The organism is Algoriphagus marinus (assembly GCF_001936475.1).
Taxonomy (GTDB): domain Bacteria; phylum Bacteroidota; class Bacteroidia; order Cytophagales; family Cyclobacteriaceae; genus Algoriphagus; species Algoriphagus marinus.
Map to the genome: position 1 here is coordinate 1 of NZ_MSPQ01000001.1, position 14,106 is coordinate 14,106.

The 14,106-nt window shown below is 38.6% G+C and carries 15 protein-coding genes; 5 read left to right on the forward strand and 10 right to left on the reverse strand.

The features are described from left to right. Window positions 1-69: 69 nt before the first annotated feature. The 4 genes from BVC88_RS00005 to BVC88_RS21640 all read left to right on the forward strand — a co-directional run bounded on the left by BVC88_RS00005 (window position 70) and on the right by BVC88_RS21640 (window position 4,067). On the forward strand, window positions 70-306 hold the full coding sequence (locus tag BVC88_RS00005) for a hypothetical protein (protein ID WP_075348596.1): 237 nt from the start codon (window positions 70-72) through the stop codon (window positions 304-306). A 68-nt stretch (window positions 307-374) separates the two neighbouring features. Then, window positions 375-1,202 carry a GLPGLI family protein gene (locus tag BVC88_RS00010; protein ID WP_075348597.1) on the forward strand — a complete coding sequence of 276 codons (828 nt, stop codon included), beginning with the start codon at window positions 375-377 and terminating at the stop codon, window positions 1,200-1,202. Continuing rightward, window positions 1,199-3,859, forward strand: a complete 2,661-nt coding sequence (locus BVC88_RS00015) for a peptidase associated/transthyretin-like domain-containing protein (protein ID WP_075348598.1) — start codon at window positions 1,199-1,201, stop codon at window positions 3,857-3,859. Before BVC88_RS00010 ends, BVC88_RS00015 begins: the two co-directional genes overlap by 4 nt. 73 nt (window positions 3,860-3,932) lie before the next feature. Next, a complete protein-coding gene (locus BVC88_RS21640; RefSeq protein ID WP_262481230.1) occupies window positions 3,933-4,067 on the forward strand; it encodes a hypothetical protein in 135 nt (44 codons plus the stop codon). A 91-nt stretch (window positions 4,068-4,158) separates the two neighbouring features. Here BVC88_RS21640 and BVC88_RS21645 read toward each other — a convergent pair whose 3' ends face one another. From BVC88_RS21645 to BVC88_RS00040, 6 genes are read right to left on the reverse strand one after another with little or no spacing between them, the layout of a single operon-like run. Next, window positions 4,159-4,281 (reverse strand): hypothetical protein, encoded by a 123-nt coding sequence (locus BVC88_RS21645; protein ID WP_262481231.1) that lies wholly within the window; start codon window positions 4,279-4,281, stop codon window positions 4,159-4,161. Further along, a complete protein-coding gene (locus BVC88_RS00020) occupies window positions 4,278-4,991 on the reverse strand; it encodes a hypothetical protein (RefSeq protein ID WP_075348599.1) in 714 nt (237 codons plus the stop codon). Before BVC88_RS00020 ends, BVC88_RS21645 begins: the two co-directional genes overlap by 4 nt. A gap of 4 nt (window positions 4,992-4,995) precedes the next feature. After that, on the reverse strand, window positions 4,996-5,784 hold the full coding sequence (locus tag BVC88_RS00025) for a DUF6090 family protein (RefSeq protein WP_075348600.1): 789 nt from the start codon (window positions 5,782-5,784) through the stop codon (window positions 4,996-4,998). Beyond that, window positions 5,777-6,481, reverse strand: a complete 705-nt coding sequence (locus tag BVC88_RS00030) for a DUF6090 family protein (protein ID WP_075348601.1) — start codon at window positions 6,479-6,481, stop codon at window positions 5,777-5,779. Before BVC88_RS00030 ends, BVC88_RS00025 begins: the two co-directional genes overlap by 8 nt. Before the next feature lies 1 nt (window position 6,482). After that, entirely contained in the window at window positions 6,483-7,280 is a 798-nt protein-coding gene (locus BVC88_RS00035) for a DUF6090 family protein (RefSeq protein WP_075348602.1), read from the reverse strand. Further along, entirely contained in the window at window positions 7,280-8,062 is a 783-nt protein-coding gene (locus BVC88_RS00040; protein WP_075348603.1) for a DUF6090 family protein, read from the reverse strand. Before BVC88_RS00040 ends, BVC88_RS00035 begins: the two co-directional genes overlap by 1 nt. Before the next feature lie 711 nt (window positions 8,063-8,773). On the opposite strand from BVC88_RS00040, the gene BVC88_RS00050 reads away from it, so the two are divergent. Then, on the forward strand, window positions 8,774-10,777 hold the full coding sequence (locus BVC88_RS00050) for a histidine kinase dimerization/phosphoacceptor domain -containing protein (protein ID WP_075348605.1): 2,004 nt from the start codon (window positions 8,774-8,776) through the stop codon (window positions 10,775-10,777). A 37-nt stretch (window positions 10,778-10,814) separates the two neighbouring features. On the opposite strand, the gene BVC88_RS00055 is transcribed toward BVC88_RS00050, so the two are convergent. The 4 genes from BVC88_RS00055 to BVC88_RS00070 all read right to left on the reverse strand — a co-directional run bounded on the left by BVC88_RS00055 (window position 10,815) and on the right by BVC88_RS00070 (window position 14,086). After that, window positions 10,815-11,036, reverse strand: a complete 222-nt coding sequence (locus BVC88_RS00055) for a hypothetical protein (protein WP_075348606.1) — start codon at window positions 11,034-11,036, stop codon at window positions 10,815-10,817. 88 nt (window positions 11,037-11,124) lie between these two features. Then, window positions 11,125-11,310 carry a hypothetical protein gene (locus BVC88_RS00060; protein WP_217694733.1) on the reverse strand — a complete coding sequence of 62 codons (186 nt, stop codon included), beginning with the start codon at window positions 11,308-11,310 and terminating at the stop codon, window positions 11,125-11,127. 62 nt (window positions 11,311-11,372) lie between these two features. Next, window positions 11,373-13,598 carry a xanthine dehydrogenase family protein molybdopterin-binding subunit gene (locus BVC88_RS00065; RefSeq protein WP_075348608.1) on the reverse strand — a complete coding sequence of 742 codons (2,226 nt, stop codon included), beginning with the start codon at window positions 13,596-13,598 and terminating at the stop codon, window positions 11,373-11,375. A 2-nt stretch (window positions 13,599-13,600) separates the two neighbouring features. Beyond that, window positions 13,601-14,086: a (2Fe-2S)-binding protein gene (locus BVC88_RS00070; protein ID WP_075348609.1), complete on the reverse strand. Its 486-nt coding sequence runs from the start codon at window positions 14,084-14,086 to the stop codon at window positions 13,601-13,603. Window positions 14,087-14,106: the final 20 nt, after the last annotated feature.

Genomic DNA, 14,106 nt, shown 5'->3' on the forward strand with positions numbered 1-14,106 from the left:
CAACTCATAATCAGATAGCAAGGGGGCCGCCGCTATTTTTTCTTATCCATTTACCTAAACAAAATTATTATGAAAAAACTAATTTTAGGTTGCTTTCTAATTTCAGGATTTGCAGCCGCCGAAACTTCCGTTTCTAAAAACATGGAAACTAGAACAAGTGGATGTGATCCAGAGGATATTGTTTTCGTTTCCTTCGATACTAGTTGCGGACCTCCTGCTGTCGCCTCGGGTTGTACCACTGAGGAAATCGTTGCTGATATCATTAATTGGGAAGAATTCCATTGTGGCCCAACGATTGCCCCATAAAAGTAAGCGAAGTATAAAAAGGGAGGGATTCCTCCCTTTTTTTTAATCTTAAAACTCAAAACAAAAAAATGAAAAATCTTTCTGTATTTTCTTTTGTTATTGCATTGCTTTCTTTCATACACGTGTATGGACAAACAAGCAATCAAGCCTTTTTTTATTCTGCGACGTTTACGCCTGATTCAACAAATATAACTATTAAAGGAACTGATTATATGGTTTTGTGGGCAGGAGATAACAACAGTGTTTTTGAGAGCTACTATGGATACCAATTGGATTCTTTTCAAACTGCTGCTTCCTCCAAAAGTAATAATCCGAAGGAGGTAAATATGGATGCTATATTGAATACAGTAATATCTATGAAAAAGCCTAGCTACAAGTATAGAATTCATAAATCATGGAAGGATGAGCAAATTACTTTTTACCAGAATCTCTTTTTTGACAACTATGTGTATTCTCAGCCCCTCAAAATGAATGGGTGGAAAATCGAAAAGGAATTCAAAGATGTTTTAGGTTTTAAATGTCAAAAAGCTTCCATAGCCTATGCAGGCCGTAATTTTATTGCATGGTTTACAGAGGAAATTCCAATGAGTGACGGTCCGTATGTTTTTAATGGACTTCCGGGACTCATATTAGAAGTGAAGGATACACAGAGTCAATACAGCTTTGAATTGGTAGGAATCCAAAATACTGCTGTAGAAATGGACGAACGAGTACTTCCAAAGACAATTGCGCTATCCAAAAACCAGTTTTTTTTGACAAAAAAGGCATTGTACAAAGATGTTCGGAAGGCGCTACTTGGAAAGCCTGCTGGTTCTGCTTCTGATGAGTCTATTAGGATGGTTCAAGAACGTTATGATAAATCAAATAATCCATTGGAACTGGTGGTGGATAAATGAAGGTAGTATGCTTGGGTTTGATTTTTTTGCTGTCAACAGCGTTCTGCTTTTCTCAGTCCATAGTTCGAGGTAAAATCATTGAAGACTCCAAAAAAACTCCTGTGTTTGGAGTAAATATACTGGTCAAAAATCCACTGGATTCAACCACAATTGCATTTGGCTTTACCAATCAATTCGGGCAATTTGAGATAGAGTTCAACTCGGAATTGGATAGTGTTTTTTTGACAATTAACTCAATGACCATCCAAAAGAAACAAGTAGTCCTTTCTCCTAATGGAATACCAGTTGTCATTGAAGTAACAAGTTCCTCGCTAGACCTCAAAGAATTCACTGTTGAAGGTATTAAGAACCCTGTAACTCAAAGAAATGATACCATTTCGTATGATATAAGTGGGTTTACTACAGTGAATGATCGAGTTCTGAGTGATGTGTTGAAGCGACTTCCTGGAATAGAAGTTATGAGTAACGGGATGATTCAATATCAAGGGAGGCCCTTGGTCAAGTTTTATATTGAAGGGTTAGATTTATTACAGGGAAGATATAATCTGGCAAATAACAATCTACCGATAGACGCAATCGAATCCGTGGATCTATTGGAAAACCATCAACCTATCAAAGTTCTGGATTCCTTGGTGTTTTCTGATAGAGCTGCATTAAACATCAATCTAAAACGTAAAAACACTTGGATTGGAACCGGATATGCGGGTGTAGGAGGTAGCCCTTTTCTTTTGGATGCTAAGCTTTCTCCTATGGTCTTTAGAGAAGACTTTCAAGCTTTATTTACTGTTCAGGGGAATAATGTTGGGGAGAATTTAGAAGATCAACAGAGAAATCTGACGTTAGATGCCCTACTGGATTTGTTGAATACCAGAGCAATAAAAGAGTGGTTTACATTTCCAGGGCTGGAGATGTCGGGCTTACCAAAGGAAAGAGCAAGATTTAATGAAAGTATGCTTGGATCTGCAAATGTGCTGTCTAAGAACGGTAAGGAAACTGAGTTTAGGCTAAATATAGATTTTCACCAAGAGAGTTTACTTCAAGAGAAAAATAGTTTTACTTCTTATTTTTTGCCCGATGCTGATACAATTTCCTTTGTGGAAAATACTAGGCTGGAGCATATTAGGAGAAAACTATCGGGAGGATTGAACTGGAATAGAAACACAAAGCGTAATTATTTTGATAACACGACATCTTTTGCAGTTGTCAAAAATGAAGTTGACGGCAATGTGTTTTTTAATCAAACCCCGATCAACGAGACGGCATCCATGCCTATGCTTCGAATTGAAAATAAGTTGAAGCTGCTAACTCCCATAAAAAATAGGCTCTTTGATGTTCGGTCAACTGTTTCTTTTCAGAAGACACAGCAAGAGTTAAATCTAATTCCTTCGGCAAATGATGGTATCGGCCATGCAGGCCAGTCGTACGATTTCCTCGTGCAATCCATCGATTTCCAGAGATTCTTCACAACTAATTCCATTGGGCTGACATTCAAAACAAGAAATGCAATAACTATCCAATCTTCTATTGGGGTAAGTGCATTGATGGATAAGCTGGGTAGTAACTTATCGATTGATTCTCTTGCTAACGATCAATTGTTGGCAGTGAATAGGAATAGTACGGATTTTACAAATCTTTCAACTTTTGTCAAAAATTCGGTTGAGTACAAGAAGGGTGGCTTTCAGTTAAAAGCTGATCTACCATTTTATGTTGCATACCTAGACCGGAATAGTCTTTCTACAAGGCAATCATCCAGTTTTTTAAGAGTATATCTAGAACCCTCCCTTAATGCGAGGTACCAGATTAGTGGTAAGATTTCAACTTCTATATCATTTGCGAAAACAAATGAGTTTGGAACTGGTGAAGATTTTTTTCCCAATCTTATAGTAACGAGCTTTCGGAATATAGATGTGAATGGCAGTAGTCTTCCTGAGTCTGTTAGGTCAAGGGTTAATTATGGATTGAATTATAAGAATCCAGTAAATGGATTGTTTTTTGACTTGAGTACTTCCTATTCTAAAACCTTGGAAAATGTAATTGCTCAGTATTCATTGGCTGATTTTGGTGGATCAGCTAGGTCATTGGTGGATTTTGAAAATGAGACTATTCGACGAGCTTTGAGTTTACGAGGGAGTAAGTATTTGAGTAATCTCTATACTACCCTGACTGTCAGCAATACGATTCAGTTTCAAGATTTTCCTCAAGTAACCAATGACGTACTTCTGGAATATTCCAATAGAATCAATACATCTTACTTTGAAATAGCGATCAAACCAAAAAATTACATTGGATTTGATTTAAAGACGAGTCTTAATCTGATTAATTCGGAGAGTAATCAAAGTGGGATAGCACGAATTAGGCAAGTAAGTACAGCTATGGGTCTCGATGTGTTTCCAATTGAAAATCATTTATTTAGAGCTGATTTTGAGTACGTTTCAAATGAAATTAAGGATAGCAATTCTCCTCAGCGTAGTAGATTTTTGGATTTTAGTTATCGATTTACACCTCCTAAATCAAGAATGGATTTCAGCATTATTTGTAGTAATATTTTGGATGCGGATGTCTATAGAAGTTATTTTTCGAGCAGCTTTATATTAGGAGTTCAAGAACTGCCATTACGACCTAGGCAGCTTTTGCTGAAGGTGAATTTTTCGTTTTAAGAATAAGAAGAGAGGTAGGTGGTTAGGACACTAATCTAGGAGACAAGGGTAATATCATCAATCAGTTGATGGTATGGATGGAATTTTCAATTTTGCTGCTGCCAAAACTTACGTACAGCTGAATTTCTTGATTAGCTATTCAATTGCCCAGATTCCAAAGAAGCCAGTTTGGAATCCCGGGGATTTATTCGGGTCAGGAGGAAATTAAATGAGTTTTAACAACAGAGGAACTCTGGCTTCAGTTAGGAGTACCAAATAACTAACAGACTGGTTCAAGTCTTCGGACTTAGACCTTTTTTTTATAAGGTTCTCGGATTCCCGATTACTACCAAGATGATTTCTCCAAGCGCATAGATCAAATAGCGTGTGACTTTATTTTCTTGGAGGAGCTTTTGGCGGATTTTCCTAAATAATGAAATCATTCTAGCTGACCTTTAAGTTGAGATTTCAAGCCGGTTAATTCTTTTAGGGCAGTTTCCATTCTACCTATTGACCCTTGACGATTATCTTGAAATATCTTAAAAAGAACAATATGGCTTGGGTTTTCAAAAAATTCCTTCGGATTTCGAGGCTCTAGCCGATCTTCATAATCAAAGTCATTAAACTCACTTTTTACCACAGGAATCCAATCCACATTGAAGGAGTCTTCCACATCCAAGATGGACTGATAGACCCGAAACAATATCACATCATAATAATTGATCAAATCAACTTGGAGTTGCTTGTCCGAAAGGAGATCAATTCCCTTGGATTTCAACACCTCGAACCCGCTGGTTTGGGATTTAAAGCGTTCGAACTTGATCACTTTTCCCATCCAGATATTCAATTGCTCATCATAAATACCGAGTTCAACTTGATTTAAAATCGAATCCGTGATTTGATTCGACAGTATAGCATTCTGAAGTTCTATGGAAATCAAGACCGAATCCCGTGAGAGATTTTGATCAATCAAATACAGAATCTCCCTTTCAAATATCTGGGCCTTACGGTTTTCGTTCCAGTTATTCACCTGGAGTGCCAAGAGAATTCCAATCATGACCAAGGCTATCTCACCCAGCGCATAGGCTATGTATTTAGTCAACCGGTTTTGAATTAAAAGTTTTTGGCGGATTTTTCTGAAAAATGAGATCATGGTATTATTTTACAACTAGTTCTTGATTTAAAATTTCGATGATTTCACTGATTTGTACCTTGGTGTTTTGGAGAATATCTAGACAGTAGCCGTAATTTATTTCAAGAAGAAAAATATTGTTAAGAAAGACTTTGTTTCGGTAGAGTTCCCGAATCTCCATTTCCATCAGTTCTCGATGACTTTCGATGTATGCGGAGTCAAATACAAATTCTGATTTTGAGATGTTGGATTTGGGAAGGTTATAATATTTCCCCCAGTCAACATACTGCTCATAATCCTCCAGAAAAAGATTAAAATCATACCTCAAATGCTCTTGAAGGGCTTCTATTTCAATGTAGGTCTTTTTCAAAGTCATCAATTGAAGTTTGAGCGAGTCATTTTGAATCAGACTGAAATTGCCTGAGCTTTTCATTTCTTCGTAAGTATTCTCATTTGGGCGAAATTCTTCTGAAAATATAAGCGTCAACATCTCGTTCGAAAAATCATAAAGGGAGCCTACGGAGTCAAGATCAGCTTTTCGTTTAACCTTTCTGGCAGCAGTCATCTTGCCTTTTGCTACTTCGACCAAAAAGTCCAAGCGTTCAGAATCTGCATTCAGATCATTTTTCAGATTAACAAAGTATTTCAGTTCGACTTGACGTTGTTTCCTTATCTCATTCCAATTATTGACTTGCAAAGCGATTAAGATACCGATGACTACCAATAGAATCTCTCCCATAGCATAGATCAAATATCTGGTGACTCGGTTTTGCTGAAGGAGCTTTTGGCGGATTTTTCGGAATAAACTAATCATGATCCAACTCTTTTTGAATCATTAAAAGGGTTTCTTCACATTGCTGAAACGCTTGATTCACAGCTGTCAATTGAGTTCCTAGAAAGTTCATATGGGTTTGATTTACATAAAAGTTGTCTTTCAATAAATCCCGGATTTCATCTGCGGTAGGGCTGTTGATATTTATTACTTTTTGACTGACATAATCAACTATCAATCGTCCTTTTTCCTGCCCAATTCTGAGTTTTAGAATCAATTCATCATAGTCGTTGTAGAGCGTGACGATTTGCCTTCGCATCGATGGGTTTGAAATGAGGTTAAGTCCATTATTTGACAGTTCGTCTACCGTTGTGGAATTAGGGACAAAGTCTAGCAGGATATTATATTGTTTTAAAAAATGGGCATTTAGCGAATCTGGATCCGTGGACAGCCCTTTCATTTGATTTTCAAAAACTCTCTTGTAGACGACAGCCAACCGTAACGTTTCTTTTATTTCCTTCAAGTGCAATGAGTCAGATCTTAAGTCCTGTTGAAGGTTAAAAAGAAAGGCCTCCTCCCGTTTTGTATTTTTATTGGCCTCATTCCAATTATTGATTTGGAGCGCCAGTAAAATTCCGATCACTACAAGTATGATTTCACCAATTCCGTATTTGAGATAGTTTCCCAACTTATTCTCATGAAGTAGCTTCTGGCGGATTTTCCTGAATAATGAGATCATCTTACTTAAGTTCAGATTTTATTAAGGATAGAATTAATTCAATCTTTTCTTTTACTCCTTCTGACTGCTGATTGGTATAGACAGTATTAGAGATCATTAAGGCAATGTGGTCTTCTAAATCAGGGTGGTACAATAAGGGTTTAAAATCCGCAGGCGGAAAAAGTTCATTTATAGGGATTTCCTTATTTGTGTCACCCAAAGAGTATATAGCCATAAAATCTTCATCCTGTAGAAACTGTGAAATTACTCCTCCTACCTGGTAATGCTCCGAAAAAAAAGGCCGAATCACATTTTCAGAATAATTAAAAATAACTTGTTCTTCCTCAATTAAATCTCCCAAAAAGCCCTCAAAGGATGTCAACTCTTTTCTCAGGTCTGCATTCTGAACGAGGTACAATTTTCCTGAATTACTGAGCTCAGTTGTCACACCTAACATTGGATTAAAAGTGGGTCTGGTGACCATTCTGGATAAATTAAAATTCAAACTGTCCACATCTATTTTATCCGATTCTAGTTTTCGGTAATTCAATAAAATGAGGCAGGATTTTAACATTTCTTTTCGGATAAAAATCTTGCTGTTTAATTGCTCCAAATTTTTGTTGTACTCAATTTCCAGTTGGGCCAAGAGTTGCTGCTCTTGCTTCCGATCCAGTCGATTTTGATTCCAGGTATTGATCTGCAAGGCCAACAAAATACCGATTACCACTAGGACGATTTCACCAAGTGCGTAGACCAAGTATCGGGTGACTTTGTTTTGGGAGAGGAGTTTTTGGCGGATTTTCCTGAAAAATGTCAGCATTAGGATTTGTCTTTGAGGTCAAGTTCCTGATCAATCAATTCTAAGAGTACATTTAATTTGCTTAAAATGCTTTGATGGTAATCAAGGCGATTGATTTCCAGAATGGCTTTTTTCACTAAAACTCCTTGAAAGGATTCATCCTCCATCAGCTTTGACTTAGCCTGATTTAATTCGGATGCAGGATAAGACTTTTCTGTATCGATTAATTGAAACTCTTTAAGCATTTCATTTCCTAAAATAGGTGAAAAGACAGCCCCTTTTTCAACCAAAATAGTGGTCAGATCAATACTTTCATCCTCATCCTCAAATCCAAACTTCAATTGGGCAGCATATTCAGCCAAAAGGCGATTGAATTGGGAGTTTTTGAGTAAGCTTGTTTTGCCAGAACTGATTAAGGCATCATAAGTACCATTAGTAGGTTCAACTTTCCAATAAGACAATGCTCCGCGATAGATGTACATGCCCAAGGTGTCAGGATGCAGACTTATGTCCTCCTCTATTAAGGCTTTCAGAAGTTTGGAATTGAAATTGACTACGCGAGACTGATTAAAAATCGTTCTTTCCACATTGTCTTTACTTTGGAGGAAATCGACTCTTAAGGCCTTCAGTGTTTCTATTTCTTCCTGATTTTCCTGACGTTCTGAATTCCAGGTGTTGATCTGCAAAGCAATCAGAATCCCAATCGTTACCAGCAAAATCTCACCAAGTGCGTAGACCAAGTATCTAGTAACCTTGTTTTGGGAGAGAAGCTTTTGGCGGATTTTTCTAAAAAGTGAGATCATTTGAGTTAGTTCTGCTTAATTCCTGGTCAAGTCCGGATGCTAAGCTTAAGATTTTTCCTTGTTTATTTCTATTTCAAAATCATTTATCAATCGTTCACATCATCAAGATTTTGATTGGTGCAAAACCTCCTGATATCACCCTATTTTCACCCTATTTTTCCCAACTATACAAAAACTCCTATAAGTCTCTTTTATTAGTATTCTATGCATTAGGTGTGTGTCCGCAATTCCCTATCCTCAACTTAAAATAAAGACTCTTAAATTCCTAAATCCTCAGGCTCGGCAGACCAACTTACTTTTTTCATTTTTGAGAATTATCGCTTAAATGCCTTAAAGCTGATATTCATAAAAATCACTAATCCAGGTGAGTCTCTTTAGACAGCTTTGGATGAAATTTGCTTATAGCTTCCCAATTTAATGGAATTACTTTTCGGATGAAGATTTAGAAGTAAAATTGGCCCTATGAGGAACTACTTGAGCATCAAATTAATATAATATGTATATACGTAATTACACCAATATGGAAATATCATTTAGCTTTTTGGTTGGAAGACCGATGACCGAAGACCGAAGTTTGCCAAAACTGGACTTCGCCTGAGCTTTTAGGTCGTTAAATCAAGTTACTGGTAAGAAAGCGTATAATCATAGTATATAATAGCAAAAGGGCTTCTACACATACCTAATCTCAAAAATTAAATTTATGTTTGGATAATGTTGGATAGACGCCCAATTCACCTGAAATTAGTTTTACTAAAAATACTTTACTTTTCCCTTTCTGTCTTCCTTTTATTCTGTATTGGAACATCAAATTCCTATGCTCAAGCTCAAAAGCCACATTTAGACGCAAGCTTATTTAAAGAAGGTTTACTTGAATTAAAATTCCAAAACAGCTGGAGGTATCAACCTGGCGATAATCTGGAATGGGCCAATCCTAACTTTGATGATGCAGGTTGGTATACCTTAGACCCTATTGGTTTAAAAGCATACCAGATGCCAGATAGCTTGTGGAAGGGCTATGGCTGGTGGAGAATTTCTTTTACTGCCGACCCAAGCACAATTGAAAGTATTCAAAGACTATATTTCTATTCTTGGGGGGCAGCGGAAATTTATTTAGACGGAAAGCTCGTAACTACCTACGGAAATTTTTCACCGGACAGCAAACTGGAAAAAACCTACAGTCCCGACTATGATGGGGACCGGCCAATGAAAATTATGGCAAAAGAGGTGCATACATTGGCCATTAGATTTTCAAACCATCAGGCAAAAAAAAACTTTCAGACATTTAGGTACTTTTCTGAAAATCTTGGATTTAACATTGGCTTTTCTTCGGAAGTCCGAGCTAAATTTTCCGATCGCCGGTATGCAAACAGCCTTGCTACGCTGTCAGTAATAGTAGTATTGCTTTCTATTTTGTTGCTACTACATGTTCTACTCTATTTCAAATTTAGGAAAGAGAAAAGTAACCTAGTGATTACACTGATCACCTTCCTGTTTTTATGTGCCGCTATTTGTGCTCATATACTTTTGTTTGTAGATCTCAACGGTTTTTCCAATCCAATTATAAGTGGGATTCTAAATTCCACTGCTTTTGGTTTGGGGTATGGCTTTTTACCTTATTCTTTAAGTTCTCTTTTTAAAATAAAAAAATACTATTGGACCAAGCACCTGGTATGGTTGGCGCTCTTAAGAACTGGCAATTATTTTATAAATATTTTCAATTTCATTCTTTTTGATGCTACCATCATACTTGGGGTCATTATTCTTATGGTTATCATCATGCGAATAGCCCTCAAGGAAAAAAATATTGGGGCACGCTATGTTGCGTTTGGAGCGATAGGAACTTCAGTTTTTCTATTAGTCAATAGAATGATTAATGCCGATATCATTGCTCTAAGCACATCTTTATATTACTTAGACCTCATATTATTATATATCAGTTACCCATTAGGTATTTATATATATATCACCAATCAGTATGGTAGACTCTTTATCGCTATGGAGCAAGAAGTTGGAGAACGAACACACCAACTTAATGCCACGATCAGTGATTTGACTAGGACCAAAAACGAGCTTTCATCAAAGAATAATGAAAATGTATTATTGCTTAAGGAAATACATCACCGTGTAAAAAATAATCTGGAAGTAGTATCGAGCTTGCTCGCCCTGCAGTCTGCCAAAATAGACGACCCCAATATGCAGAAGGTCATGTTAGCCAGCCAAAACAGGGTACAATCCATGGGTATTTTGCACCAAAAACTTTATCAAGGCGAGCATTTGGCTTTTATCGAAATGAAAAATTATTTCGAAAACCTCTGCATTAATATTTTGGACTCCTACAATGAAACTGAACGAATAAAAGTAACTATTGAAATGAATGAATTTGAATTGGATGTTGATACAGCAATGCCTTTAGGCTTGATTGTAAATGAGCTGCTCACCAATTCATTGAAATACGCTTTCCCTAAAGGTGAAAAAGGGAACATTGAGTTAAGTATCAGAGAATTGAGTGAAAACAATTTTCAACTTAAAATCGGTGATAATGGAGTGGGAAAATCTTTGGATACAAAAGCTAATGGTACTGGCTTTGGCTCTCAATTGGTGGATTTGCTAACCCGTCAGATTGATGGAAAATTGTCCCAGGATGTAAGTAATGGAACAATGATTTTAATAGATTTTAAAAAGCAAAGAGTTGGCAGCGGCCATATATCAGCCTAGAAGCTTACAGAATATAGGGTTTTTCAAAAACCTCTATTCATTTCACCAAGCATTTAGGTTCCAATAACTCGATAAGAATCATCACTTCTTCCCTGATTTGCTCATAAAGCTCTAACTGGCGCGCATTGCAGGAAATATAAGTTAACCCACCATTTAATAATTGATAGCTCATTGCATCAGACAATACCTCATCGTAATCCAGCCGCATGGAGTCATAGACATCTTTTTCCATACCAGTTTTGAATCTTTCCGTCAACATTTGGGAATGAATCCGACCGCTTTCAAATAGGTCATTTTCTATCAATTATTGAGTCATGCGAAAAGGCCCTGAAATAGAAAAATCTGATTCAGCCCACTACCCCGTCCCCATCAATATCCTTTCCACTTCGCTCCTCCAGAATGTGTAAGGTCTTTAAAAGGAGGGTCTTGGTTTTTTCAAGCTCTTCTTCCAAATAAAGGACGCGTTGTTCCAGCGAAACAGCCTTGTCTTTTTGCTCCTCAATTTCACTTTGCTGAATTAAATCCCAAAACATTCCCATGATCTTCTAATTTTAATGTTCGTTAAACTATGCCTACTCTACTTTTAAGTAGGGTATTAAGTCGTTTGCCTCATCGACTCTCTCAAATCATTTTTTGAAATAGGCAATTGACGAATTCGAATTCCGGTGGCATTGAAGATGGCATTAGTCACTGCAGGCCCTATCACTGGTGTACTTGGTTCGCCCCCACCTCCTGGAGGATTTCCCGAGTTGATGATATGCGTTTCGATCTTTGGAGCTTCATTCATTCGAGTCACAGGATAATCATGAAAATTACCCTGCATCACTGCTCCATTTTCTATTGAAATCTCCCCAGTCATTGCGGCGGCAAGGCCGTAGATAATCCCACTTTCCATCTGCGCAATAAATCCATCCGGATGAATCGCAAATCCTGCATCCACAGCACAGACTACACGATGTACTTTAACTTTTCCTTCGACGCTTACTTCCACTTCAGCAACTTCAGCCACAATGGTTCCAAAAGATTGGGCGATAGCTATACCTCTACCCCAATTTGCTGGAAGTGCTGTTCCCCAGCCTGATTTTTCCATTACCAAATCCAGAACCGCTTGGAATCGGGGATTATTTTTAGACAGATTTTTTCGATAAGCAAAAGGATCCTGCTTCGCAGCAAAAGCGAGTTCATCAATAAATGACTCGGTCAAAAAACCATGTGTGGAATGATCCACACTTCTCCAATTCCCCCAAGGAACAAAGGTCTCCGGGCTGGAATATTGAATCAACTGGTTTGGAATATCGTATGGCATATCTGCCGCTTCCGGTGGATGATGCTTAAATATAAACTGATGAGTATAAGCAATTGGATTCCCTGATTTATCCAAACCGGCTTTCATTCGACTGAGGGTCGCCTCTCGATATACATCGTGCTGGGTATCTTCTTCTCTGGACCAGATTAATTTCACCGGAAAATCTACTTCCTTCGCGATCATTACTGCCTGCTCGATAACATCCGTTTCGGACCTTCTGCCAAATCCACCACCCAAAAGTTGATTGTGAACAGTGACCTGATCAAAGTCTAGATCCAATAGTTTGGCAGCAGCAGCTTTTACCCCAAGTGGATTTTGACTTCCACACCAGATTTCACATTTCCCGTCATGCACCCAAGTCGTACAATTCATCGGCTCCATGGTGGCATGTGCTAGAAAAGGAAGCTCGTATTCTGCCTCAACCAAGGTTTCTGCACTTTCTAGTTCCTTCAGCGCATCTCCTTTTTTAAAGTGCAGGTCTAGCTCGTCCTCTGCCAAAGCGGTATCCATTGCTTTCTTGTATCCATTGATGATATCTGCTTGGCTGAGCTTATTATTTGCAGTGGATTCAAATTCAATGGGAAGCCCGTCAAGTGTCGTTTTTGCCTGCCAATACCCATCAGCAATAACTGCTACCGCATTTCCCAAGTTCAAAATCTTACTTACTCCAAGCATGCTTGAGGAGATGGTAGTGTCTACAGATTTCACTTTACTTCCAAAAACTGGGGAAGCTTTAATGGTCGCATATTTCATCCCGGCTACTTGCACATCCATTCCGAATTTTGCCTCTCCCGTGACTTTAGCAGGAATGTCGAATCGAGGCTTGGAAGTACCCATGATGGTGAATTCTTCCTGAGATTTTAGCTTAGGTGTCTTTGGACTTTTAACCTTTGCGGCTGCGGGAGCGAGTTCAGCAAAAGTTGCTGTTCGATTACTAGCCTGATGAATTATGGTGCTGTTTTGAGCTTTGAGCTCTTCTGTAGGAACCTTCCAAGTGTCTGCCGCAGCTTGGAGAAGCATTGCCTTAGCCGCAGCACCGGCGATTCGCATGCCATGCTGGCCGGTAAATCTTACCGAAGCCGAACCTCCGGTAATCTGAAAATTCATTGATTTCACCGCAGTGAGAAATACTCCATCGATGGTCCCTTCCAAAAATTTGGGGAATTGTTTATCTCCTGCAATAAATCCTTTTGCCAAAACATAGTTTGCGTATTCTTTATCAGCGGGCGCTTCCAGAAACTTTACTTTTGACCAATCTGCATCCATTTCTTCAGCAAGCATCATCGCCAAAGTAGTATGCACACCTTGGCCCATTTCTGCATGTGGAATGATTGCGGTTACTGTATTGTCTGGAGAGATCTTCAACCAAATATTCATCACTGTTTCATCAGCTGAAGCGATTAAGCCAGCCACTTTGGATGATCGATTTCCGGGACGGATAGCTATTCCGATCACTACTGCACCACTTGCTAAAACTCCTGCGCCGATAAAGGCACGTCTAGTCCATTTTTTCATCGCTAAATAATTTCAGGAGTGGTAGAAGATTGAAGTGATTCAGAAGCACGTTTGATAGCAGACTTGATTCGCCCATACATGCCACAGCGACAGATATTACCAGACATAGCTGCATCAATCTCGGCATCGCTTGGCGATGGGTTTTCATTCAAAAGAGCCACGGCAGACATGATTTGACCGGATTGGCAATACCCGCATTGGGGTGTTTGCTCGTCTATCCAAGCTTGTTGCACGGCATGTAGCGTGTTTTGATCCGAAGCGATACCTTCTATGGTAGTAATGTTCTTTCCTTCTGCAGCAGTCACAGGAGTAATGCAGGAGCGAATAGGCTGCCCATCCAAATGGATCGTACATGCTCCGCACTGTGCGATTCCGCAGCCAAACTTGGTTCCTGTCAATCCGCATTGTTCCCGGATCGCCCAAAGAAGTGGCATTCCTCCGGGTGCATCTACTTCAAAATCTTTCCCATTAATTATTAAGCGTGTCATAAGTCAGCTTTTTTTTTAAA

Excerpts from the sequence above, each read along its gene's own strand:
- BVC88_RS00005 (WP_075348596.1), top strand. The coding sequence starts at position 70 with ATGAAAAAACTAATTTTAGGTTGCTTTCTAATTTCAGGATTTGCAGCC.
- BVC88_RS00010 (WP_075348597.1), top strand. The coding sequence starts at position 375 with ATGAAAAATCTTTCTGTATTTTCTTTTGTTATTGCATTGCTTTCTTTC.
- BVC88_RS00015 (WP_075348598.1), top strand. The coding sequence starts at position 1,199 with ATGAAGGTAGTATGCTTGGGTTTGATTTTTTTGCTGTCAACAGCGTTC.
- BVC88_RS21640 (WP_262481230.1), top strand. The coding sequence starts at position 3,933 with ATGGATGGAATTTTCAATTTTGCTGCTGCCAAAACTTACGTACAGCTG.
- BVC88_RS21645 (WP_262481231.1), bottom strand. The coding sequence starts at position 4,281 with ATGATTTCATTATTTAGGAAAATCCGCCAAAAGCTCCTCCAAGAAAAT.
- BVC88_RS00020 (WP_075348599.1), bottom strand. The coding sequence starts at position 4,991 with ATGATCTCATTTTTCAGAAAAATCCGCCAAAAACTTTTAATTCAAAAC.
- BVC88_RS00025 (WP_075348600.1), bottom strand. The coding sequence starts at position 5,784 with ATGATTAGTTTATTCCGAAAAATCCGCCAAAAGCTCCTTCAGCAAAAC.
- BVC88_RS00030 (WP_075348601.1), bottom strand. The coding sequence starts at position 6,481 with ATGATCTCATTATTCAGGAAAATCCGCCAGAAGCTACTTCATGAGAAT.
- BVC88_RS00035 (WP_075348602.1), bottom strand. The coding sequence starts at position 7,280 with ATGCTGACATTTTTCAGGAAAATCCGCCAAAAACTCCTCTCCCAAAAC.
- BVC88_RS00040 (WP_075348603.1), bottom strand. The coding sequence starts at position 8,062 with ATGATCTCACTTTTTAGAAAAATCCGCCAAAAGCTTCTCTCCCAAAAC.
- BVC88_RS00050 (WP_075348605.1), top strand. The coding sequence starts at position 8,774 with ATGTTGGATAGACGCCCAATTCACCTGAAATTAGTTTTACTAAAAATA.
- BVC88_RS00055 (WP_075348606.1), bottom strand. The coding sequence starts at position 11,036 with ATGTTGACGGAAAGATTCAAAACTGGTATGGAAAAAGATGTCTATGAC.
- BVC88_RS00060 (WP_217694733.1), bottom strand. The coding sequence starts at position 11,310 with ATGTTTTGGGATTTAATTCAGCAAAGTGAAATTGAGGAGCAAAAAGAC.
- BVC88_RS00065 (WP_075348608.1), bottom strand. The coding sequence starts at position 13,598 with ATGAAAAAATGGACTAGACGTGCCTTTATCGGCGCAGGAGTTTTAGCA.
- BVC88_RS00070 (WP_075348609.1), bottom strand. The coding sequence starts at position 14,086 with ATGACACGCTTAATAATTAATGGGAAAGATTTTGAAGTAGATGCACCC.